General features: G+C 53.6%; 15 protein-coding genes. 11 read left to right on the top strand and 4 right to left on the bottom strand.

The annotated features are described in order from the left end of the window. The first annotated feature begins 1 nt into the window (after nt 1). From LWL52_RS03335 to LWL52_RS03300, 8 genes are all read left to right on the top strand, one after another. Nucleotides 2-841: a toast rack family protein gene (locus tag LWL52_RS03335; RefSeq protein WP_242916910.1), complete on the top strand. Its 840-nt coding sequence runs from the start codon at nt 2-4 to the stop codon at nt 839-841. Nucleotides 842-1,320: 479 nt separating this feature from the next. Next, the gene (locus LWL52_RS03330) at nt 1,321-3,714 is read left to right on the top strand and encodes an ABC transporter permease (RefSeq protein WP_242916909.1); all 2,394 of its coding nucleotides are present in this window, start codon (nt 1,321-1,323) and stop codon (nt 3,712-3,714) included. A 112-nt stretch (nt 3,715-3,826) separates the two neighbouring features. Next, the gene (locus LWL52_RS03325) at nt 3,827-5,050 is read left to right on the top strand and encodes a hypothetical protein (RefSeq protein ID WP_242916907.1); all 1,224 of its coding nucleotides are present in this window, start codon (nt 3,827-3,829) and stop codon (nt 5,048-5,050) included. Nucleotides 5,051-5,218: 168 nt separating this feature from the next. After that, entirely contained in the window at nt 5,219-7,090 is a 1,872-nt protein-coding gene (locus LWL52_RS03320) for a M61 family metallopeptidase (RefSeq protein WP_242916905.1), read from the top strand. A 162-nt stretch (nt 7,091-7,252) separates the two neighbouring features. Further along, nucleotides 7,253-8,608, top strand: coding sequence for a TolC family protein (locus tag LWL52_RS03315; RefSeq protein WP_242916903.1), 1,356 nt, complete (start codon nt 7,253-7,255; stop codon nt 8,606-8,608). Between the two features lie 174 nt (nt 8,609-8,782). Next, nucleotides 8,783-11,092: a TonB-dependent receptor gene (locus tag LWL52_RS03310; RefSeq protein WP_242916901.1), complete on the top strand. Its 2,310-nt coding sequence runs from the start codon at nt 8,783-8,785 to the stop codon at nt 11,090-11,092. Then, a complete protein-coding gene (locus LWL52_RS03305; RefSeq protein ID WP_242916899.1) occupies nt 11,089-11,901 on the top strand; it encodes a DUF4249 domain-containing protein in 813 nt (270 codons plus the stop codon). Before LWL52_RS03310 ends, LWL52_RS03305 begins: the two co-directional genes overlap by 4 nt. 187 nt (nt 11,902-12,088) lie before the next feature. Next, nucleotides 12,089-12,268 carry a hypothetical protein gene (locus LWL52_RS03300; protein WP_242916897.1) on the top strand — a complete coding sequence of 60 codons (180 nt, stop codon included), beginning with the start codon at nt 12,089-12,091 and terminating at the stop codon, nt 12,266-12,268. Between the two features lie 11 nt (nt 12,269-12,279). Here the strand turns inward: LWL52_RS03300 and LWL52_RS03295 are convergent, their stop codons facing one another. The 4 genes from LWL52_RS03295 to LWL52_RS03280 all read right to left on the bottom strand — a co-directional run bounded on the left by LWL52_RS03295 (nt 12,280) and on the right by LWL52_RS03280 (nt 17,931). Beyond that, a complete protein-coding gene (locus LWL52_RS03295; protein WP_242916895.1) occupies nt 12,280-13,095 on the bottom strand; it encodes a purine-nucleoside phosphorylase in 816 nt (271 codons plus the stop codon). A 351-nt stretch (nt 13,096-13,446) separates the two neighbouring features. Beyond that, nucleotides 13,447-15,210, bottom strand: a complete 1,764-nt coding sequence (gene sppA, locus LWL52_RS03290) for a signal peptide peptidase SppA (protein ID WP_242916894.1) — start codon at nt 15,208-15,210, stop codon at nt 13,447-13,449. A 216-nt stretch (nt 15,211-15,426) separates the two neighbouring features. Beyond that, a complete protein-coding gene (locus LWL52_RS03285; protein WP_242916893.1) occupies nt 15,427-16,695 on the bottom strand; it encodes a replication-associated recombination protein A in 1,269 nt (422 codons plus the stop codon). A 78-nt stretch (nt 16,696-16,773) separates the two neighbouring features. Beyond that, nucleotides 16,774-17,931, bottom strand: a complete 1,158-nt coding sequence (locus LWL52_RS03280) for an AI-2E family transporter (RefSeq protein WP_242916892.1) — start codon at nt 17,929-17,931, stop codon at nt 16,774-16,776. A gap of 199 nt (nt 17,932-18,130) precedes the next feature. Between LWL52_RS03280 and LWL52_RS03275 the strand changes: the two genes are divergently transcribed. The 3 genes from LWL52_RS03275 to LWL52_RS03265 all read left to right on the top strand — a co-directional run bounded on the left by LWL52_RS03275 (nt 18,131) and on the right by LWL52_RS03265 (nt 21,261). Beyond that, nucleotides 18,131-19,120: an aldo/keto reductase gene (locus LWL52_RS03275; protein WP_242916891.1), complete on the top strand. Its 990-nt coding sequence runs from the start codon at nt 18,131-18,133 to the stop codon at nt 19,118-19,120. A 233-nt stretch (nt 19,121-19,353) separates the two neighbouring features. Continuing rightward, nucleotides 19,354-20,388, top strand: coding sequence for an LLM class flavin-dependent oxidoreductase (locus tag LWL52_RS03270; RefSeq protein WP_242916890.1), 1,035 nt, complete (start codon nt 19,354-19,356; stop codon nt 20,386-20,388). A gap of 168 nt (nt 20,389-20,556) precedes the next feature. Continuing rightward, complete coding sequence (locus tag LWL52_RS03265; protein WP_242916889.1) at nt 20,557-21,261, top strand: dienelactone hydrolase family protein; 705 nt, start codon at nt 20,557-20,559, stop codon at nt 21,259-21,261. Nucleotides 21,262-21,270: the final 9 nt, after the last annotated feature.

Raw genomic sequence — 21,270 nt, 5'->3', positions numbered from 1 at the left:
AATGGCTATTCCGGAAACCGGCGACCCACAAGCAAGTATGGCCGGCGGTTTCCGGAAAGCTTCTTCCAACCTGTTACACCTCCTAAAAAATATGATTATGAAGAACCTGTTGATCACGCTTTGTTTCCTGCTGCCCATGCACCTGCTGCTGGCCCAGCAAAAGTATACCAAAACCGTTTCGACGGGCAACATCAAAAAAGGCACCATCCACCTGGAAATACCGGCCGGTGAGCTGCGCCTGCGCAACGGAAGCAGCAACCTGATCGACACCGAGGTACTGTATGCCAAAGCTGACTGGAAACCCAGCCTGCATGTGAACACCAGCAACGGGGTGACAGACCTGACCTTTAAGCAACAAGACTTTAAGAGTAGCGGTGACAACAACGGAGAAAATAAATGGAACATTAACATCAGCAAAACCACGCCACTTGATTTATACCTGAAAATGGGGGCCGGCGATACCAAGCTGGACCTGAGCAACAGCCAGCTTCGGAAACTGACGATCGAAGCCGGAGCGGTAGGTCTGACTGTAAACCTGAAGGGAAGCAGTGCCCGCAATGTAAGTATAAGCGCGGGTGTTGGCGAAGTAAACCTGGACCTGACCGGTAACTGGGACCACGATGCGACCATCGAGATTGCCGGCGGCATTGGCGAAGTAAACCTGAAGCTGCCAAAGAACACGGGCGTGAAACTAAAAACGTCGGGCCTTGGCGACAGAAGCCTGGGTAACCTGAAAAAGAACGGCGACTACTTTACAAACGCGGCGCTTGGCAAAAGCAAAAACACCCTTACCATTACGGTTTCCGGTGGGTTGGGAAGTATAAATGTGAAAGAGGAGTAGAAATCCAACGGAATGCGCTTAGCGCGTGTTCCGTCTCTTCACCTGGACAGCGTTTCGCCAGCTTTTCGCCTCGCCGGCGGGGCCTTCCTTTTCTCCTTGATGAGAAAAGTAAGCAAAAGAATCAAGACAATTCGAAACTCGCTGAACGCTCAAACATCGAATCGTCAAATGGTGCACCTGGTTAAAGTATTCGCTTCGTAGCCTCTAAGTAGAAAGTATAAAGACATAATGCTGACCTCTTGAGTCCCACCTCTTGTCATCCTTAAAGGATCTTGTGAGTAAGCTAATTAAACTAAAACTATACTACTTATACCTAAGCTAAAGTAACAACAGACTCCCCTCCTGGGGGGTAGAAGCCTTCGAAAAGGAAGGGTGAGATGGCAGGGAATGAAGTCGTGGATGAATTGGAACTACGCCGGTTTAGGCAAGCGGACAAACTGAATCTGAAGAAGCTTTACAACAATCTATAGCAGGAAATTATGGTACAGCACTATTTAAAATCGACCTGGCGCAACCTGACGCGCAATAAAGTATACACGGCGATCAACGTGTTCGGTCTGGCGATGGGTGTGGCCTCCTGCCTGCTTATTTTTATGTACCTGCAGCACGAACTCAGCTACGACAAAGCCTTTACCAAACACGACCGGATCTACCGCGTGGTAAACAACCTGGTGGTGGAAGGAGAAGTGGAAAAAGCGTCTGTGACCCATGCCGCCCTGGCCCCGAACCTGGCAGCAGATTACCCCGAAATTGAGGCTGCTATCCGCATGATTCCCTGGCGCAAGCGGGTGCTGCGCCAGCATGAGAAAGCCATCACTATCGATAATACCTTTTTTGCAGACAGCAACTACTTCGACCTCTTCGACTATAAGCTGCTGGAGGGCAACCCTAAAACGGCTTTGCTGGAACCCAACAGCATCGTGCTCTCCAAAGAGGTAGCTGGTAAATTTTTCGCCGATCCGCTCAACGCCATGTTCAGCACCATCCGGATCGGCAGCGACACTTATAAAGTAACCGGTATTTTTAAGGCTGTAGATGCTGCTCATATGAAGCCGAATGTACTGGTCTCCATGAGCTCGCTACCGGCAGACCTGCGGGAGCAGTTCAAGTCAAACTGGTTTGGCACCAACAGTTATACTTATGTTCTGCTGCGCCAGCCTGGTATGGCTGACGCCCTGCAGGCAAAACTGCCCGACTTTGTGAAGCGCCGTGTCGCACCGGCCCGCGGCGAAACCAAAGAGCGCGTGGAACTCTACCTGCAGCCCCTCACCTACATCCACTTAAACTCCGATTACCTTTGGGAAGCTTTCCCGGTAGGCAACAGATCCTACATCTACATCTTCTCTTTTGTCGGTATTTTTATCCTGCTCATTGCCTCGATCAATTACATGAACCTGGCCACGGCCCGCTCGGTAAAACGCGCCCGGGAAGTAGGCTTGCGCAAAGTGGTAGGCGCCAGCCGGCCACAGCTCATCGCCCAGTTCCTGAGCGAATCGGTGCTGCTGACGCTGCTGGCTCTGGTAGTTGCGCTGGTGTTTGTGGAGTTGCTCCTGCCTACTTTTAATACCCTAACCGAAAAGCAGATCCCCGCTACTTACTTCACAAACCCGATGCTGCTGTTGGTGATCCTCGCCATCGGCGTGTTCATCGGCCTGGTGGCAGGCAGTTACCCGGCCCTGGTGCTGTCGCACTTCCGGCCGGCAGATATACTGAAGTCGGACAAAATACCCGGAGGTGGCGGCGCGCTGCTGCGCAAGGGGCTGGTCGTGCTGCAGTTTACCATCTCGCTGGTGCTCATCATCGGCACGGTGGTGGTCTATAGCCAGATGCATTACCTCAAAAACAAAGACCTCGGCTTTACCAAAGCGCAGGTGCTGGTGATCGATATCCCGAGCGGCGACTCGACCCTGGTGAATAAAATACCCCTGATCGAAGCCGGATTGCTCCGCAACCCCAACATCACCAAAGTAGCTACCACAGGTATGATTCCGGGCGAAGAAACCAGCGTGATCGTCTTTAATGTAGAGCGTGACGGCAAAATGACCGAGAAAACCATGAATACCATCTGGGTAGACTATGACTATTTTGACCTGATGGACATCCCGGTTACAAAAGGCCGCAATTTTTCGAAAGACATGGCTACCGATCCGGACAATGGCTATATCATCAACGAGGCGGCAGCCAAAGCCCTCGGCTGGGCCGATGGACCGATCGGCAGGCGGATAGGCGGAAGCGACACCACCTCCGGCCGCGTGATTGGCGTAGTGCAGGACTTCAACTATAAATCGCTGCACAGCCGGATAGAGCCGCTGGTCGTGCTGCTGGCGCCTAAAAACAGCGGTTCACTTTTGGCCCGGATCACTCCCGGCCATTTCAGCGAGACAATAGCGGACATTGAACAAACATGGCAGCAGCTGGCACCCAATCAACCCATGGAGTATACTTTCCTGGACCAAAGCTTTAACCAACAGTACCGTGCCGAGGAAAAGATGCTGACTATCTTCGGCTACTTTGCCGGCCTGACTATCCTGATTGCCTGCATGGGCTTGTTTGGCCTGGCTTCTTTTATGGCCGAGCAGCGCACCAAAGAGATCGGCATCCGCAAGGTGATGGGCAGCTCGGTGGCGGGAATTGTGCTGCTGCTGACCAAAGACTTTGCATTGCTGGTGCTGGTCGCCATTCTGCTGGCCTGCCCTATTGCCTGGTATGGGATGGACAAATGGCTACAGGACTTTGCTTACCGAACCCAGATCAGTGCTTGGATCTTTATACTTTCCGGGCTGGCGGCCCTGGCGCTGGCTATCCTTACCGTGAGCTACAAAGCTACGCGCGCCGCCATGACCGACCCGGTGCTGGCTCTGCGAACCGAGTAAAATATTTATGTTAGTGTTAGTTGTTTGTGTTAAGGTGAAACTTCGGCAAGGGTAGTTGCAGCTGCCCTGCCGAAGCTTCCTTTCCGCAGACGTTACCAAGAAATTTAAAACTATGAAAAGCCTCTTCTCCACCACGATTTTAGCAGTTGCTGTTTTTTCAGGCAGCTTAAGCCTCTACAGTGAGCCCATCACGCCGGCAACGTTTGCTTCTTCCTTCAGCAGGCTGTTTCTGGCAACAGACCTGCCGCAGGATACCACCAAAAGAAAAACCAACCACGTGGTGATCAACACCGGCGAGAGCGGAAAAGGGAATTTCGTCTACATCAACTCCGACGACAACCGCCAGGAAAAGCTTACCTACAAAGGGAATATCACGCTCACCGACGACTTCCAGGACATCAAAAGTATCTCGCCGAAAGGATACCTGGAGTATGTCACCACTGTTAATGATCAAACAAAACGGCTGGAGATAAAAAGCGATGCCCAGGGTAAGCTGACCCGCTCCTACTTTGAGAACGGCAAAGCTGTTAGTTACGAACCCGCCGGGCGCCAATGGTTGCAGCAAGTAATGCCCGGCCTGATGGCCACCACTGGCATTGGCCTGGAGGCACGTGTAAAGGCTATTTACCAGAAACAAGGCACCAAGGGCGTATTGGCCGAAGCCGAAAAGGTAGAAAATGGGTCCGGAAAGCTCCGAATGCTGAATTACCTTTTAGAGCAGCCTGGCCTGAAGCCGGCCGATATGCGGCTTGCCCTACAACGTGCCGGTAGCTTTACGGATTCTGATTATGAGCTTGGCAAGCTTCTCGGCAAGGTGCCGGCCTCTTTCCTGAAAGATGGAAGCGTGACCACGGCATACCTGCAGGCGGCAGGCAGCCTTGGGTCCGATTATGAAAAAGGCAAAGCGCTGGCCTACCTGCTGCAACAACCTACCCTGCACAAAGAGGCCACGGATAACGTACTGGCGGCTATTGGCAGCATGTCGTCTGATTACGAAAAGAGCAAACTGCTGCAGCAATGGGTAAACGACGGCCATTTCAACCCCGACAAGTATAAAAGCACCTTTGCAGTGATCGACCACTTTGCCAGTGACTATGAGAAGGGCAAATCGCTGCAAAGCCTCCTGAACAAGTATAACTTTACGCCGGCGCAATACCAGGAGCTGCTGCCGGTGGTCAGCCGCATCAGTTCGGATTATGAGAAAGGCAAATTGCTGCGTACCATAGCGGCCAAAATCCCGGCAAATGCCACCGCCCTGCGCGACGATTATAAAAAAACGGCCCGGACGATCAGCTCTGACTATGAATACCGCAAAGTGATAGACGCCCTGGATTAAGTTCATCTGAAAAATTAGCCTGCTGGTCGAAAAACAAGGCTATAGCCAGACGAAAAGGGTATATTTAAAGGATGCATGCCCATAGCCCCGCAGCGATCGTACAGAAAATTTTCCTGTAGCTTTCCGTTACTAAGGGCTTACAAGTATAAGGCACTATAAAAAAACACGATGACACTAAAAAGATCGCTCTTCCTGCTGGGCTTCGGCCTAAGCCTGAGCTTTGCGGGTTATGCTGGCGGGCAGGGCAAAGCGGCCCCCAAGTATAATTTCACTATCGACCTGACCAACGTGCAGGACGACAAGGTGCTGGTAACCCTGCAGGCACCCGCCATTACCCAGCCGGAAATCGTCTACAACATGCCCAAGATCGTACCGGGCACCTATTCCATCTCCGATTTCGGCAAGTTTGTGACCGGCTTCACGGCGCTGGATAAAAGCGGCAAACCCCTGGAAGTGGAACAGCTCGACACCAACCGCTGGCGTATTAAAAACGCGCCGCAGCTGGCTACCATCACCTATTGGACAAACGACACGTTTGATACGCCCAAAAAGGAAGACGTGCTCTTTGAGCCGGGCGGCACCAACATCGAAGCCGGCAAGAACTTCCTGCTCAACACCTTCGGCTTTATCGGCTACTTCGACGGCATGAAGAGTGTCCCTTACGAGCTGACCATTACCAAACCAAGCGGGTTTTACGGCTCCACGCCGCTAAAGGCCATTTCGACCACGGCCACAGCCGATACGTACCAGGTGCCCACTTACATGGAACTGGCTGATTCGCCGCTGATGTATAACAAGCCCGACACCACGGTGCTGAACGTGGGCGATGCCAAAGTGCTGATCTCCGTTTACTCCCCTTCTGGCAAGGTAACCTCCAGGCCGGTAGCCGAAAACATCAAGAGCACCCTGGAAGCACAACGCCAGTATTTGGGCGGCAAGCTTCCGGTAGACAAGTATGCCTTTATCATTTACGTATCGGAGAAAGTGGGCAAGTCGGGCTCTTATGGCGCGCTGGAACATCCCAACTCTTCGGTATACTTCCTGCCTGAAATGCCGGAGGAAATGTTCAGCAGCACGCTGCGCGACATGGCAGCCCACGAGTTCTTTCATATCGTGACGCCGCTGGGCATCCACTCTGAGGAAATCGGCAACTTCGACTACATCAACCCGAAAATGTCGAAGCACCTGTGGATGTATGAGGGCGTGACCGAATATTTCGCCTCGCATGTACAGGCGTACGAAGGCCTCAACGACTTGGACAAGTACCTGGATAAGCTGCGCGAGTATATCATCACCTCCAAAACCCAGTTTAACGACACGCTGCCTTTTACAGAGATGAGCGCCAGCGTGCTGGACAAGTATGCCGACGAGTATGGCAACGTGTACCAGAAAGGCGCCCTGATCGGGCTGGCGCTGGATGTGCAGCTGCGGGAACATTCGGGTGGCGCCTATGGCCTGCGCAACCTGATGGCCGACCTGGCCAAGACCTACGGCAAAGAGAAATCCTTTCAGGATGCCGAGCTGTTTGACAAGATCGCCGAGCTGACCTACCCTGAGATCCGCACCTTTTTCACCCGCTACGTGGAAGGCGCCGAGCCACTGCCACTGGCAGAAACATTCCATAAAGTAGGCATCCTGTACCAGCCGGTCTCCAACGAAGTGGTAAACTCGTACGGTGGCTTTATGCCGGGCTACGACGAGAAAACAGACCGCATTATTGTGGAAGAAACAAGTGAGATGGATGCCTTTGGGCGGGCGATGGGCTTTAAGACTGGCGACCAGCTGCTGCAACTGAACGGCAAAGACATTACGCCCCTGAATGTGCGCCAGCTGATCGGCGAAGAGCTGCAGCAAATGACCCCGGGCGAAAAGATCACTATTACGGTGAACCGCGCCAATAAAAAGGGAAAGCTGAAAAAGAAGAAACTCAAAGGCAGGGTAACAGCCTCGGAACACAAGGCCCTGCACGTGCTCAAGCCCGACCCGAACGCTACGCCCGAACAACTGGCGCTGCGTGCAGCCTGGCTGAACAGCAAGTAAAAAGACGCTGGATGTTAGACCTTAGACCTTAGACGTTAGACAATAGACAGAGGACGCCAGCTGGTATACTGAGCTGTCTAAGAAAATGTAATTCGTAATTCGTAATTCGTAATTCGTAATTCGTAATTCTAATACTCGCTGCCACTAGTATAAAATAAAACCATGAAAAAAAGCACATCACAAGCCCTGCTGAAAAAGCTGGGAGGGCTGGCCTTATGCCTTAGTTTGGCATCGGCAGCCCAGGCACAGGAACTGCTTACTCTCGAGCAGAGCCTCGAAATAGCCCGCCAGCACAACGTGGCCCTGCGGCAGGCCCGCTACAACAGCACCAAAGCCACGGTTAATTTGCGCCGCAACAAGTTCTCCTACCTGCCTTCGGTAACGGCCTACAACGACCTGAACCGGGTGAACGGCCTTACCTTCGACAACGTGCAGGGTCAGGTGAAACGGGGCAACACCACCACCTCCAACCCATACCTGGTAGGCGAGCTGGTGTTGTTTGATGGCTTTGCCAAGTTCTTTGAGATGAAGCGCGCGCGCCAGCAGGCAAACGCCAGCAAGTATATCGAGTCGCAGGCCGAGATCACGATGGAGGCCACCGTGACTGGAAAGTTTATGCAGGCCATCCTGGACCGGGAAAACATCCGCATTGCCCGCGAACGCATCACCTTGCTCGAGCAGCAAACAAAGCGCATGGAGATACTCGAGCGGGCCGGCACGCATACCGAAAGCGACGTATACCAGCTCAAATCGCAGGTGGCCACCGAAAAGCTCAACCTCATCACGCACGAAAACAACTACCGCCGCGCGATGCTGGAACTGGCCCAGGAAATGAACGCTGGCCCCAACCTGAACTACGAATTGCAGACGCCCACCACGCCCCTGGCTATCACGGACGCCCTGCCGCCCCTGGACTCGGTGATGGCCCGCGCCCTGGCGTACTCGCCGCAGTTGAAAGCCTCCAAAGAAACTGTGGCTGCCACCAAATCCGGCGTCAGCATTGCGCGCAGTAACCTTTCGCCCACCCTCTCGCTCAACGGCATTGTGGGGTCCAACTTCTCGACCAACATCATGCAGCAAAACCCGGAAACGCAGCAGATGGAGCAGATCCCCTACTTCGACCAACTGGACCAAAACCAGCAGAAGATCGTGCAGCTGAGTTTGAGCATTCCGGTGTTCCGGGGCCTGAGCAACCACTTCCAGTCGCAGGAGGCCCGCATCGACTTGCGTAACGCCGAGCTGGATTATGTAGCCACCGAAAACACACTGCGCCAGACCGTGCAGCAGGCGTACCAGGACGTGCTGGCAGCCCAGGAAAAGTATAATACCGTAATGGCCAACCTGGAATATACTGACAAAGCTTACGAAACAGCCAAACGGCGTTACGAATCTGGCGTAACAGACTTCTTTTCGTACCTCGAATCGCTCAACAACAAGAACAAGGCCGAGGCCGAGCTCATCCAGAGCAAATGCGAGTTCTACTTTAAGCAACGCATCCTGGCGCTTTACCAGGGCTAAAAATATTCGGCTACTACCTATTTGCCTGAGAGCCGCAGCCCCCCAAGGCTGCGGCTTCTTTTTTGAGCAGAAATAAACTATCAGGTAAAACTGGCGTTACTGTCAGTATCTTCTTTATTTTAGATTAAATTGTACCTGAAATCGCCTGCTACTTAGGTATTAGCTATTCCCCTGATGCGCCGTTTGCTTTTGCTGTTAAGCTTTTTTCTGCTCGTGTTTGCTGTGCCTGGCTTTGGCCAGACGCATGTGGTCAGCGGCGTGGTTCGCTCGGCCGCAACAGGCGAGGCGCTGGTAGGCGCCACTGTGGCTGTGCCCGCCCTGCAGACGGGCAGCACGACCAACGAGCGGGGTGTTTATACTTTATACCTGCCCGCCGGTAGCCATACGTTGCAGATCACCTACATCGGCTACCAGCCCACCACGCAGCAGATCCGCGTAGGCGCGGCTTCCCTGGCGCTGAACCTGACCATGCAGCCGGCCAGCAACGAGCTGCGCGAAGTGCAGGTGGAAGCCAACACCCTGCGCCAGAAACTGAACGACACCCGCATGAGCGTGGAGAAGCTGACCTCACGCGAAGCAAAGATGCTGCCCGCGCTGTTCGGGGAGGTTGACCTGATCAAAACCCTGCAGCTTAAGCCCGGGGTGCAGTCGGGCAGCGAGGGCTCTTCGGGGCTGTATGTACGGGGCGGCGGCCCCGACCAGAACCTGGTGCTGCTGGATGATGCCGTAATTTACAACCCCTCGCACCTGTTCGGTTTCTTTAGCGTGTTCAACCCGGATGCGGTCCGGAGTGTGGAACTGTTCAAGGGCGGTTTTCCGGCGCAGTTCGGCGGCAGGCTTTCTTCGGTGCTGGATGTGGAGCTTAACGAAGGCAACAACGAGGGCATCCATGCTTCCGGCGGGCTGGGCCTGATCTCTTCCCGTTTTACTGTGGATGGCCCTGTGGTAAAAGACAAAGCCAACTTTATCGTTTCCGGGCGCCGCACCTACGTGGATATTTTTACCCGCCAGATAAACCGCCTGAGCAAAGACAAGCCCGACTATAACCCCATTCCGGATTATTACTTCTACGACCTGAGCGGCAAGTTTACCTACAAGCTGGGCGAGAACGATGCGCTGGACCTGAGCGGCTATTATGGCAATGACATTTTCGGTTTTAAGGACGATGACTTTAAATTTGGCTTTAACTGGGGCAACCGCATGGCCGCGCTGCGCTGGCGCCACAAGTATAGCCCGCGCTTGTATGCCAACACTACGTTGAGCGCCACCAGCTACCAGTATACCATTAACAACGAGATCGACATCTTCTCTTTTAAGCTGACCTCCGACATCAAAGACTATACTCTGAAAACGGATTATGACCTGTTTCTGCGCGGCGGGCATAGTATAAAATTCGGCGCAATGGCCACCTACCACCATTTTACGGTCGGGCGGCTCAACTTCGATTCCGACGACAACAGCCTCTCGTTTGGCGCCGGCAACAACTATAAAGCGGCCGAGCTGGGCGTATATGCCTCCGACGATTACCAGGTGAATGCCCGGCTATCGGTGAACTATGGCCTGCGGCTGTCGGCCTTCAGCAGCGGGGGCAGTACGTATAGTGGCCTGGAACCCAGAGCCTCGGCCAAGTATAACCTCACCGAAACGGCCTCCGTGAAGGCAAGCTTTGCCAGCATGCAGCAATACATCCACCTGGTTTCCAACTCCGGGGCCTCGCTGCCCACCGATGTCTGGTACCCGTCCACGCCACTGGTGAAGCCGCAGCGCTCGCAGCAGGTGGCCGGCGGCTTCAGCAAGCTGCTTGGCAAGGGCCGCTACCTGCTCACCAACGAAGTATACTACAAGTGGATGCACCGCCAGATCGATTTCCGTGAAGGGGCCAACCTGTTTGTGAACGACAGTTTGGAAAAGGAATTCCTGTTCGGCAAAGGGCGCAGCTATGGCAACGAGGTGTACCTGGAGAAAGTGAAAGGACGCACCACCGGCTGGATCGGCTATACCTTGTCGTGGACGGAGCGCCGGTTTGATCAGATAAACGAGGGTCGCTGGTTTCCTACCCGCTACGACCGCCGCCACGACCTGAGCGTCGTGCTGCTGCACAGGCTCAACAACCGCCTCAGCCTGACAGGGGCCTTTGTATACAGCACCGGCGAGGCTTTTTCGTTGCCGGTGGCCCGCTTTCCTTTTCAGGATGTGGAAGGCCGGGATGCTACTATCGTGCCTATTTACACAGACCGGAACGCTTTCAGGCTGGCCGCCTACCACCGGCTGGACCTAAGCGCTGTGTGGAAGTTGCGGCCCAGGTATGGCGAATCCGACCTGACCTTCAGCGTGTACAATGCCTACAACCGACGCAACCCTTACTTTGTATACTTCGAACAGGTGAAAGACAACATAGACAGGCAGATCATCGGCTTCCAGGCCCGCCAGGTGTCGCTCTTTCCCATTGTTCCTTCCGTTACCTATAACTTTAAGTTCAAATGAAAAAGCCCTCCTCCCGCTATATGCTGCTGCTGTGCCTGTTGGCGTTGCTGTGTGCCTGCGATCTGCAGAAGGACGTGGAAGTGGACCTGCCCACCTATACCCCGCAGCTGGTAGTGGAATGCTACCTGGAACCCGGCAAACCTTACCGCCTGACCTTGCTCGAAAGCAGCAGCTATTTTGCAACGCCGCAGCCCGACCTGGTAACCGACGCGGAAGTATACATCGCGCATAACGGCACTAAAACCAAGCTCACCTATAAGCCGCAGTACGACGAGAACACCGGGCGCTTTTATACGTACTCCGCTACCGAAACCATGCAGGGCAAACCCGGCGATATTTACAGGCTGGAAGTGAGCGACGAAAAGGGCCGCAAAGTAACCGGCTTTACCACCATCCTGCCCCGCGTGCCGATCGATACCATCGAATGGAAGTTTAACGACAAGGAGGAGGCGTACCTGCTCACCACTTTTCAGGACGATCCCAATGCGGCCGACTTTTACCGTTACATGGTGCACCAGGACAGCCTCCACACCGACCCGGAGCAGCTGCAAATCAGCACCGACAAGCTCACCAATGGCAAGCGCACCTCGTACGGCTCGACTTACGAGTATGATAAGGGGGATCTGCTCATCGTTTCCCTCTTCCACATCGAAAAGCAGTACTACGATTTCCTGAGCTCTACTGCTGATGCGAAGAATGCCAATGGCAATCCTTTTGCGCAACCGGCCCAGATCAAATCATCGGTGCAGGGCGGCATCGGCATTTTCACGAACCTGGCCTACGACCGCAAAGTGGTGGTGCTCCAGTAACCTGGTTCATAAGTATGAGGACAGGATTAGTTTAAAGTATGTTGTCATCCTAAAAGGAACTTGTGGGCCAGTCGCAGGGGCTTAACTTCTCTTCTACCAAGGTTCTTTCAGAATGACAGTTCTTATTTATACTTCAGTATAATTCTGTTCCTACACTTACTTGCTTTATACCTACAGCTGCAGAAGTATGGCAAAAAATACCAGTATAAAACAAAAGGCAGCAGACCGGAGGCTCTCCCCGACTGCTGCCTTTTGTTTTGAGATGCTATTAGTGAAGCTGTTTAGCGTTTCCCTGAATCAACTTATTCTGGCGCAAACGACATCCAATAGCGTGATGCCCATGGCTGTCTTAGCTCAAAACGCTTAACAACATCTAGATCAGCTGCGCTTTACCAGCTCCCGGATCAGCAGCGTCAGGCGGGGTTCGGCCGTGGCGGCAGCGTCCAGAATATCTTTCAGCACTACTTTCTTCAGGCGGTCGGGCGTGCACATATCCGTAATTACCGATATGGCAAACACCGGCAAGCCCATGTGGCGGGCAGCAATTACTTCCGGCACCGTCGACATGCCCACGGCATCCGCCCCGATAATGCGCAGGAAGTTATACTCGGCCCTGGTCTCCAACATCGGGCCGGGGGCGCTCACGTAAACGCCTTCGCGCAGGTCGAAACCGGCATCTTCGGCAATCACCATCGCTTCGCGGATCATGTGCTCGTCATACACATCGCTCATGTCGGGGAAACGCGGGCCCAGTTCGTCGGGGTTCTTACCAATGAGCGGGTTGCCGGGCAACAGGTTGATATGGTCGGTGATCACCATCAGCTCGCTCATGTTAAAGGCCGGGTTCAGGCCGCCTGCTGCGTTGGAAACGAAAAGCTTTTGGATGCCCAGCAGCTTCATTACCCGCACCGGGAACGCGACCTGCTGCATGGTATAGCCCTCGTAGAAGTGAAACCGCCCCTGCATGACCACCACGCGGCGGCCAGCCAGCAGCCCGAAGATCAGTTTGCCCGAGTGGCTCTCGACAGTAGACACCGGGAAGTGCGGGATATCGGCATATGAAAGGCTGTGGGCCACTTCCACATCGTTTACCAGGTCGCCCAGACCGGTGCCCAGTATAATGCCGAACTCCGGCGCAAAGCTGTTGGTGGCTTGGGCAATGTATGCGGCAGCTTCTTGTATCGATTGTATCATAAGTGAATGTGCTATTTTGCTAATGTGGTGTTGGGTAATGTGGTAATGGGATGATGTGCTGATGAGGTAATGTGCTGGGAAATGGCGTTGCTTTCACAGGGTTGATGCTGTCCCTAAAAGCCAGCATACTTGCATTAGCATATGACTACATTACTGGATCAACACCTTTAATCTTCCGGCAAGTTGCAAAAAATAGCTTTGCCATAAAACAAAACCGCTCCCGGATGCTGTATCCCGGAGCGGTTTTCAAGTATAAATTATTTTGCTGTCAGGCTTGGTGAACAAGTATAAATAGGAGACTACCCAGCCTGATTCATACCTGCCACATCAGCACAAAAACTAACTAGCAGATTAATGCACATCCAGCTCGTAAGGCAGGCGGGTTTGGATGCCCTGCAGCGTTTCTACTTTTTTGTAGAGCTTGTAATACGGGTAAAGTTCGCCCACTTCAGCTTTAACAGCCTGCTCTTTTACCTGCGAGCCCATGTCGCCAAACAGATCGTCTAAGAAAGACTTACGGCGGGGCAGGTCCAGCAGGCGGTAATCGTCCTGCACGCCGGCTTTGGCCGCTGCAATGGCAATGGCTTTCTCGAGCCCCCCGAAGGTATCGACCAGGTTACGTTCCTTGGCTTCCACGCCCGACCACACACGGCCCGAGGCCAGGGTTTTCAGGTGGTCCTGCGTCATGTGGCGGCCTTTGGCGGCTTTGCCCGTAAAGGTTTCGTAGATCTGGTTGATCTGGTTCTGCATGATCTGCTGCTCTTCCTCCGTCATGGGGCGGGTGATGGTGGGCATATCCGAAAATTTACCTGTGCTTACGTGATCTACCGTTACGCCCAGCTTGTTGTTCAGGAAGCCCTGGATGTCGGGCACTACCCCAAAAACGCCGATGCTACCGGTAATGGTATTCGGGTGCGCCACAATCGTATCGCAGCCCATGGCAATATAATAACCCCCGGAGGCAGCCACATCCGACATGGAAGCGATAACGGGTTTCTCCTTGCGGGTCAGCTGTATTTCGCGCCAGATCACATCCGAAGCCAGCGCGCTGCCGCCCGGCGAGCTGATGCGCAGCACCACGGCTTTCACCTTCTCGTCCATGCGGGCCTGGCGCAGCGCTTCCGAAAAGCGTTTGCTGCCAATGTTGTCTTCATCGCCCTGGCCATCCACTATGTCGCCTTCGGCATAAATAACGGCAATGCGGTTTTCAGAAGAGTTGGTTTCGGCGCTGTCTTTTACCTTTTTATACTTCGATAGCTGCACCAGTTCCAGTTTGTCTGCTTCCTTCAATCCGGCTTTCTGCTTCATATAATCCACCGCCTCGTCGTAGTAGCCGATGTTGGTGATCAAGCCATACTTGCGGGCATCTTCGGCATTGCGCACCAGCATGTTATCGGAGATGTTCTTCATCTCGGCAAAAGTCTTGCCCCTGGATTTGGCAATGTTCTGCAACTGGTAATTGTTGATGGCATTGAGGAAAGCATTGAGCTGCTCGCGGTTCGGGGCGCTGATCTTATCGAGGAAGAAAGGCTCCACGGCGCTTTTATACGTGCCTACTTTAAAGATCTGCGCTTTGATGCCCAGCTTGTCGAGCAGGTTCTTATAGAAGTATACTTCCGAGCTCATGCCGTTAAACTCCAGGGCACCCAACGGGTTGAGGTATATCCTGTCGGCTACGGAGGCCAGGTAATAGCCTTTTTCAGTCGTCATGTCGCCGTAGGACACAATGAACTTGCCGGATTTCTTGAAGTTGATCAGCTCGTTGCGGATCTCCTCCATCTTGCCCATGCCGGCCTCCACATAACCCATGTTCAGGAAGATCCCTTCGATGTTATCGTCGGTTTTGGCTTTGCGGATAGCAGCCTTGATCTGGTCCAGTCCATCAGTGCTGGAAAAGGACCCGAAGGAGAAACCGAGTTCGGCCAGCGGGTTTTGCGGGTCGCGTTCGCTGATGGGGTTGTCGAGTTTAAGCTCCAGGATGGAGCCTTTGGTGATCTGTATTTCATCATTGGAGGCTGTGCTTGCCGCAAAGCCAATGAGCAGCAGCACGCCGATGAAAACGAATATGAGCAAGCCCACAATGGTTGCCAGCACATATTTCAGGAATTTTAACATATCAGGACCAGGTTTGTAGTGTATTTTTGAGTGCAGCAGCGCACATACGCCCTGCTTACAATATGCTAATTTACCGCTTATAGTTCAATACCGGTTTGCCCCTCCCCCACTATTCGACTAACATGCGCTTTTTATAGACAAACTTTATTAGTTCTGAGTCACGAGTTCTGAGTTATCTAAATTCCCTACTCGGAACTCAGAACTCGTGACTCAGAACTAATAGTTGTATTTCTTACCCCATTGGCCCTGCAGCTGTTTGCGCAGGTCGTTTTCGCGGCCGTTCTGGCCGGGCTGGTAAAAAGCGGTGCTGCTGAGTTCGGTGGGCATAAACTCCTGCGTCACAAAATTGCCTTCATAGTCATGCGCATACTTGTAGTTGTTGCCGTAGCCGATCTCTTTCATCAGTTTGGTCGGCGCGTTGCGGATGTGCAGCGGCACCGGCAGGTTGCCCGTTTGCTGTACCATGGCGCGTGCCTGTTTGATGGCCTTGTACGAGGCATTGCTCTTGGGAGATGTAGCCAGGTATACCGTGCACTGCGAGAGGATGATCTCCGCCTCGGGGTAGCCGATCATCTGCACCGCCTGAAAGCAGGACGTAGCCATCAGCAGCGCGTTTGCGTTTGCCAGACCAATGTCTTCGGAGGAAGCGATCAGCAACCGGCGGGCAATGAATTTGGGATCCTCGCCACCTTCTATCATGCGCGCCAGCCAGTAAACGGCCGCATTCGGGTCAGAGCCGCGGATGGATTTGATGAAGGCCGACACCAGGTCATAGTGCATCTCCCCCGACTTATCATACAATACGATATTTTGCTGCGCCACCTGCTGCACCAGTTCGTTGGTTAGCACCACTTCCTCCGCTTTCACACCTTCGGCCACAATCTCGAGCAGGTTAAGCAGCTTTCGCGCATCGCCTCCCGAAATGGTCAGCAGCGCTTCATACTCGGCAATGCGCACATTTCGGTGGCGCATCCACTCGTCCTGCTGCACGGCTTTGTCTACCAGCTCAATCAGTTCCTCCTTGGTCAGGTGCTTGAGAATGTATACCTGGCAGCGCGAGAGCAAGGCCGAGATCACCTCGAACGAAGGATTCTCGGTGGTAGCGCCCACCAGCGTCACAGTTCCTTTCTCTACAGCGCCCAGCAGCGCATCCTGCTGCGATTTGTTGAACCGGTGAATCTCGTCGATGAACAGCACCGTACCCTGCCGCTTCTTCGCCTGGTCAATCACCTCGCGGATGTCTTTCACACCGGCATTAATGGCGCTCAGGGCTACAAACGGCACTTTCATTTGGTTGGCAATGATGTTGGCCAGCGTGGTCTTGCCTACCCCCGGCGGGCCCCACAAGATCATGCTCGGAATCACGCCGCCTTCTATGTAGCGGCGTAAAATGCCATTGGGGCCTACCAGGTGTTTCTGGCCATAGTACTGGTCCAGGTTATGGGGACGCATGCGCTCGGCAAGCGGTATGTTCGGGTGGATCATTTCTCCGGGATCGGTTTAAGACAAAGTTACGAATTTGGGAGCAAAGCAGTAAACAAGAAAGGCTTGCGGGCGCGCTCCTTACACCAGTTTATCCCGGGCTTCGGGAGGCGATACGTCATTCTCCCGCTCCAGCTGCTTGCGCACCGCATCGTCCTTGCTGCGCAGCGCGGGCGTATGCATGGGGCTACGGTCCGGGTTCTCGTCTCCGAACAGCACCCCCCACTGCTTGAAGAGTTCGCTTCGGTCGAAAATAATTTTAAGAATGGCAATGATGGGCAGCGACAGAAACATGCCGGCAATGCCTGCCAGCTCGCCTGCAACCAGCACACCCACAATGGTAGCCAGCGCATTGATCTTTACTTTAGAACCCACAATGCGCGGCATCAGGATGTTGTTATCCAGAAATTGCACCACGGCAATGGTACCCAGCACCTCCACAATAGGCAACAGCTCCGACGAGGAAGCCAGGGTCAGCAGTACCCCTATAATGTTGCCCAGCAGGGCGCCTACGTAGGGTATCAGGTTAAGGAAAGCGAAGATAACGCCGATCAGCAAAGCATGCTTAATACCCAGCAGCAGCAGAATACCGCCCAGCAGCACGGTGATATAGGAGATCTGGATCAGCAGGCCAAAGAGGTAACTTTTGATGATAACTTCTATTTCGTGCATAATGCCCTCTACCCGGGCGTGGTTTTCGGGTGGGAACCACAGGAACACGAAGCGCAGCAGCAGGTTTTTATAGAACAGCATCAGAAAAATATAGATCGGCAACAGGCCCAGAAAGATCAGCACCGAGGTGGCCGAGGTAGCCGCCCCGCCCAGCAAGCCGCCCGCATAACTGAGTAATTTGCTGCTCTGGTCCTGGATAAAGGCTGTCTGCTCTTCGGTGGAGTATTCGGTTTTGCTGCTGATCCAGGCACTCAGGTTGTTGAGGTGGTTGGTCACGTTTTTCTGGATCATCGGGAAATCCGCTACCAGGTTGCCTATCTGCGACGAAAAAAACCAGACGATCAGGCCCAGCACCACCACCAGCACCAGAATACAGATGCCAATGGCCAGTACCTCCGGAAACCGCCAGCGGCGAAAAAAGCGGTATACCGGCAGCAGCATAATGCTCAGGAAAAAAGCCATCAGGATAGGAGCCAGCAGGCTGTGGCCCAGCACAATGATCCAGCCCAGAAAGAACAGCCCCATCACCTCGATGGATCGCCTTACAGTTAGTGGTAGCGTATGCACGTATCGTTAGTAGTTAGTAACAGGTTGAACTTACCGTTTCCCTTATACGCACAAGTATACCTTTGTACTGCAATGCGAAAAACAGGGGCGTAAGTATAAGTACTGACCTGTTGCCGCAAGCGGGCAACAACAACCCCGCAAGCCAAGTACACCTTAACAGTACGATCCCATTACGAGTGAACAATTTTAAAGTGAAACGATGAAATACAGAAAATTCGGAAATACGGCCGAGCAGCTCTCTGCCATTGGCCTGGGCTGCATGGGCATGAGCCAGGCTTACGGCACCCGCAACGACGAGGAGTCTGTGGCCACACTTCACCTAGCACTAGACCTGGGCATTAACTTCTGGGACACGGCCGACGTTTATGGGCCCCATCACAACGAAGAGCTCATCGCAAAGGTGCTGGTGCCTAACCGCGACAAGGTGTTTATTGCCACAAAGTTTGGTTTCCAGCGCGGGGACGATGGCAGCATGACCTTTAACGGCTCGCCGGCCTATATGCGCACGGCAGTAGAAGGCAGCCTGAAGCGCCTGAAAGTAGATGTGATCGATTTATACTATGCCCACCGCATCGACCCGAATGTGCCGGTAGAGGAGATGATAGGCGCCATGGCCGAACTGGTAAAAGAAGGCAAGGTGCGCTACCTGGGGCTGTCCGAGGCATCGCCGGCCTCTATCCGTAAAGCACATGCGGTGCACCCAATTGCTGCCGTGCAATCAGAATACTCGTTGCTGACACGCGATGTGGAAAAAGAAGTGCTGCCGCTAACCAAAGAACTGGGCATTGCCTTTGTTCCGTTCAGCCCGCTGGTGCGGGGACTGGTGACCAATACCGTGGATATGAACAGCCTGCCCGACGATGACATGCGCAAATCGCTGCCGCGCTTTCAGCAGACCGAGCACCTGGAAAATAACCAGCAACTGGCTGCCGCTTTCGCTAAATTTGCAGCACAGAAAAACTGTACGCCGGCGCAACTGGCGCTGACCTGGGTACTGGCGCAGGGCGAGAACATTATTCCGATTCCGGGGACCAAGCGCAGAAAATACCTGCAGGAAAATGCTGGTGCCGTCAACGTGGACTTGTCTCCCGCTGACCTGCAGGCGATAGAGGCATTGCTGGCCAGGTACCCCAACATTGGTAGCCGCTATAACGAGGCGCAACAGAAGCTGGTAGACCGTACAAAATAATTTGACAAAGGATAACTGAACAAAGAAAAGTTGGACAAAGGACAAATGATGAATTTGAGGAAGTGAATTGTTTTGCTGCTACCCAACCAGAGGGATGGAGTATGAATTTGAAGTATAATCAACAGTATTCCTTAACAGCTGTCTGGAGCAATCCTTTATACTTTAAAGTCTTTTGTCTATACTTCTATTGTCCAAACCTATTTTGTCCCGGCCCACTTTTGTCCTGACACATCATGGAAAACAGAAAGATCAAACTAAGTATACTGGACCAGTCCATCGTTAGCAAAGGCGTGGGCGTGAGCGAAGCCCTGCAGCAAACGGTGGAAATTGCCCGGTTAGGCGACCTGTTGGGCTATACCCGTTTCTGGGTATCGGAGCACCACAACATTGCGGCCATTGCAGGTTCTGCGCCCGAGGTGCTGATGGTGAAGCTGGCTGATGCCACCCGGCATATCCGCATTGGCTCAGGCGGTATTATGCTGCCCAACCACAGCGCCCTGAAAGTGGCTGAGAATTTTCGGCTGCTGGAGGCACTCTTCCCCGGCCGCATCGATTTGGGCATTGGACGCGCACCCGGCGGCGACCGCCTGACCTCTTATCTGCTTAACCCCTCCAACGAATTCAGCGACGAAGGGTATGAGCAGCAGCTCGATTACCTGCAACTCTTTTTTACCGATACCGCCTCCTCGGAGCACGGGCGTATTCTGGCTATTCCGCAGGCAACTACCGCGCCAATGCAATGGATGTTGAGCTCCTCCAGCGGAGGCAGCAGCAAGCTGGCGGCCAGGTATGGTATGGGCCTGGCGGTAGCCAAGTTCATTAACGGCCACGCTCAGCCCGACATGGTAGCCGATTACAAAGCGGCTTTTATACCTTCTGCACAGTTTCCCGAGCCGGCTGCGCTGGTAGCCATTATGGTGCTGTGCGCTGACACCGAAGAAAAAGCAGCCCAGATGCGCAAGCTGCTCGACTACCGCTTTGTGCAGATGGAGAAAGGCAATTTTGATGCGATGGGCCCATACGAAGAGATACGGGATTACGTGTTCTCGCCGCCGGAACAGGCGCGTATCAAAGCCAATGCCGGCCGCGTGATCTCCGGTACGCCCGAGCATGTAAAGGCAGAACTCACCAAACTGGCCACCGACTTTGATGTGGAGGAGATCGTGGTGACCACCATGACCACGTCCTTTGAAGACAGGAAACGCTCGTTTGAGTTGCTGGCCGAAGCCTTTGCGTTACAGCCCGCATCTGAACAGGTAGCCCGGTAAGTAACAGCTATACTTGTGTTGCCTCTACTTTGATTACAAGACTAATATTTCCCGGAGCGATCTTAGCCTTTGCCGGTTAAACATAGCCCGGTAAGGCGCCATACTTAAAAACAAGCAGGCACGCTCCTGCGTTAGCGTTTAAGCACTTTTCCTCTATATTCTATCTCCATGACAAACCATACTTTCATCCCGCTACAGGTAAGCGATGGCTCCGAAATGGACGCCTATATTGCACTGCCTGAGGAGCCAGGCACGTTTCCGGGTATCATCTTACTGCAGGAAGCCTTTGGCGTGAACAGCCATATACGGGATGTGGCCGGGCGACTGGCCCGCGAAGGTTATGTGGTCATTGCGCCCGACCTGTTTCATCGCACCGCCAGGCGGTTCGAAGGCGATTATAACAACTTTGCCGGCGTGGCGCCGCATTACCAGGCCCTTACAAAAGAAAGCCTGGCGGCAGACCTGAAAACTTCCTTTAACTGGCTACAGGCGCAGCAGAACGTTGTAAGCGGTAAAATCGGGAGCATCGGCTTTTGCCTGGGTGGCCGCGTTTCTTTTCTGGCTAACGCTGTTTTGCCGCTCTCGGCAGCGGTTTCCTACTATGGCGGCGGCATCCCGTCGTTATTGGATGAAGCGGCCAACATGCACGCGCCGCACCTGTTCTTCTGGGGCGGGAAAGACACCCATATTCCGCAGGAGCAGGTGAACACCATTGCCGCTGCAGTAGCAGCAGCCGGTAAAGATTACATCAATGTGGTGATCTCGTACGCGGAACATGGCTTCCATTGCGACCAGCGCGGCAGCTACAACCCCGATGCCGCCAAAGAAGCCTGGGCCATGACAATGACTTTCTTCGAAAACAAGCTGAAGTAGTCTTCAAGA

The sequence above is a fragment of the Pontibacter liquoris genome (genome assembly GCF_022758235.1).
Lineage (GTDB): Bacteria > Bacteroidota > Bacteroidia > Cytophagales > Hymenobacteraceae > Pontibacter > Pontibacter liquoris.
This window is presented reverse-complemented; position numbering and strand designations above follow the sequence as displayed.

What these genes read in the sequence shown, in the direction of transcription:
- LWL52_RS03265 (WP_242916889.1), top strand. Translation starts at nt 20,557, where the DNA reads ATGACAAACCATACTTTCATCCCGCTACAGGTAAGCGATGGCTCCGAA.
- LWL52_RS03310 (WP_242916901.1), top strand. Translation starts at nt 8,783, where the DNA reads ATGCGCCGTTTGCTTTTGCTGTTAAGCTTTTTTCTGCTCGTGTTTGCT.
- LWL52_RS03285 (WP_242916893.1), bottom strand. Translation starts at nt 16,695, where the DNA reads ATGATCCACCCGAACATACCGCTTGCCGAGCGCATGCGTCCCCATAAC.
- LWL52_RS03295 (WP_242916895.1), bottom strand. Translation starts at nt 13,095, where the DNA reads ATGATACAATCGATACAAGAAGCTGCCGCATACATTGCCCAAGCCACC.
- LWL52_RS03275 (WP_242916891.1), top strand. Translation starts at nt 18,131, where the DNA reads ATGAAATACAGAAAATTCGGAAATACGGCCGAGCAGCTCTCTGCCATT.
- LWL52_RS03325 (WP_242916907.1), top strand. Translation starts at nt 3,827, where the DNA reads ATGAAAAGCCTCTTCTCCACCACGATTTTAGCAGTTGCTGTTTTTTCA.
- LWL52_RS03270 (WP_242916890.1), top strand. Translation starts at nt 19,354, where the DNA reads ATGGAAAACAGAAAGATCAAACTAAGTATACTGGACCAGTCCATCGTT.
- sppA (WP_242916894.1), bottom strand. Translation starts at nt 15,210, where the DNA reads ATGTTAAAATTCCTGAAATATGTGCTGGCAACCATTGTGGGCTTGCTC.
- LWL52_RS03300 (WP_242916897.1), top strand. Translation starts at nt 12,089, where the DNA reads ATGGCAAAAAATACCAGTATAAAACAAAAGGCAGCAGACCGGAGGCTC.
- LWL52_RS03335 (WP_242916910.1), top strand. Translation starts at nt 2, where the DNA reads ATGGCTATTCCGGAAACCGGCGACCCACAAGCAAGTATGGCCGGCGGT.
- LWL52_RS03315 (WP_242916903.1), top strand. Translation starts at nt 7,253, where the DNA reads ATGAAAAAAAGCACATCACAAGCCCTGCTGAAAAAGCTGGGAGGGCTG.
- LWL52_RS03320 (WP_242916905.1), top strand. Translation starts at nt 5,219, where the DNA reads ATGACACTAAAAAGATCGCTCTTCCTGCTGGGCTTCGGCCTAAGCCTG.
- LWL52_RS03305 (WP_242916899.1), top strand. Translation starts at nt 11,089, where the DNA reads ATGAAAAAGCCCTCCTCCCGCTATATGCTGCTGCTGTGCCTGTTGGCG.
- LWL52_RS03330 (WP_242916909.1), top strand. Translation starts at nt 1,321, where the DNA reads ATGGTACAGCACTATTTAAAATCGACCTGGCGCAACCTGACGCGCAAT.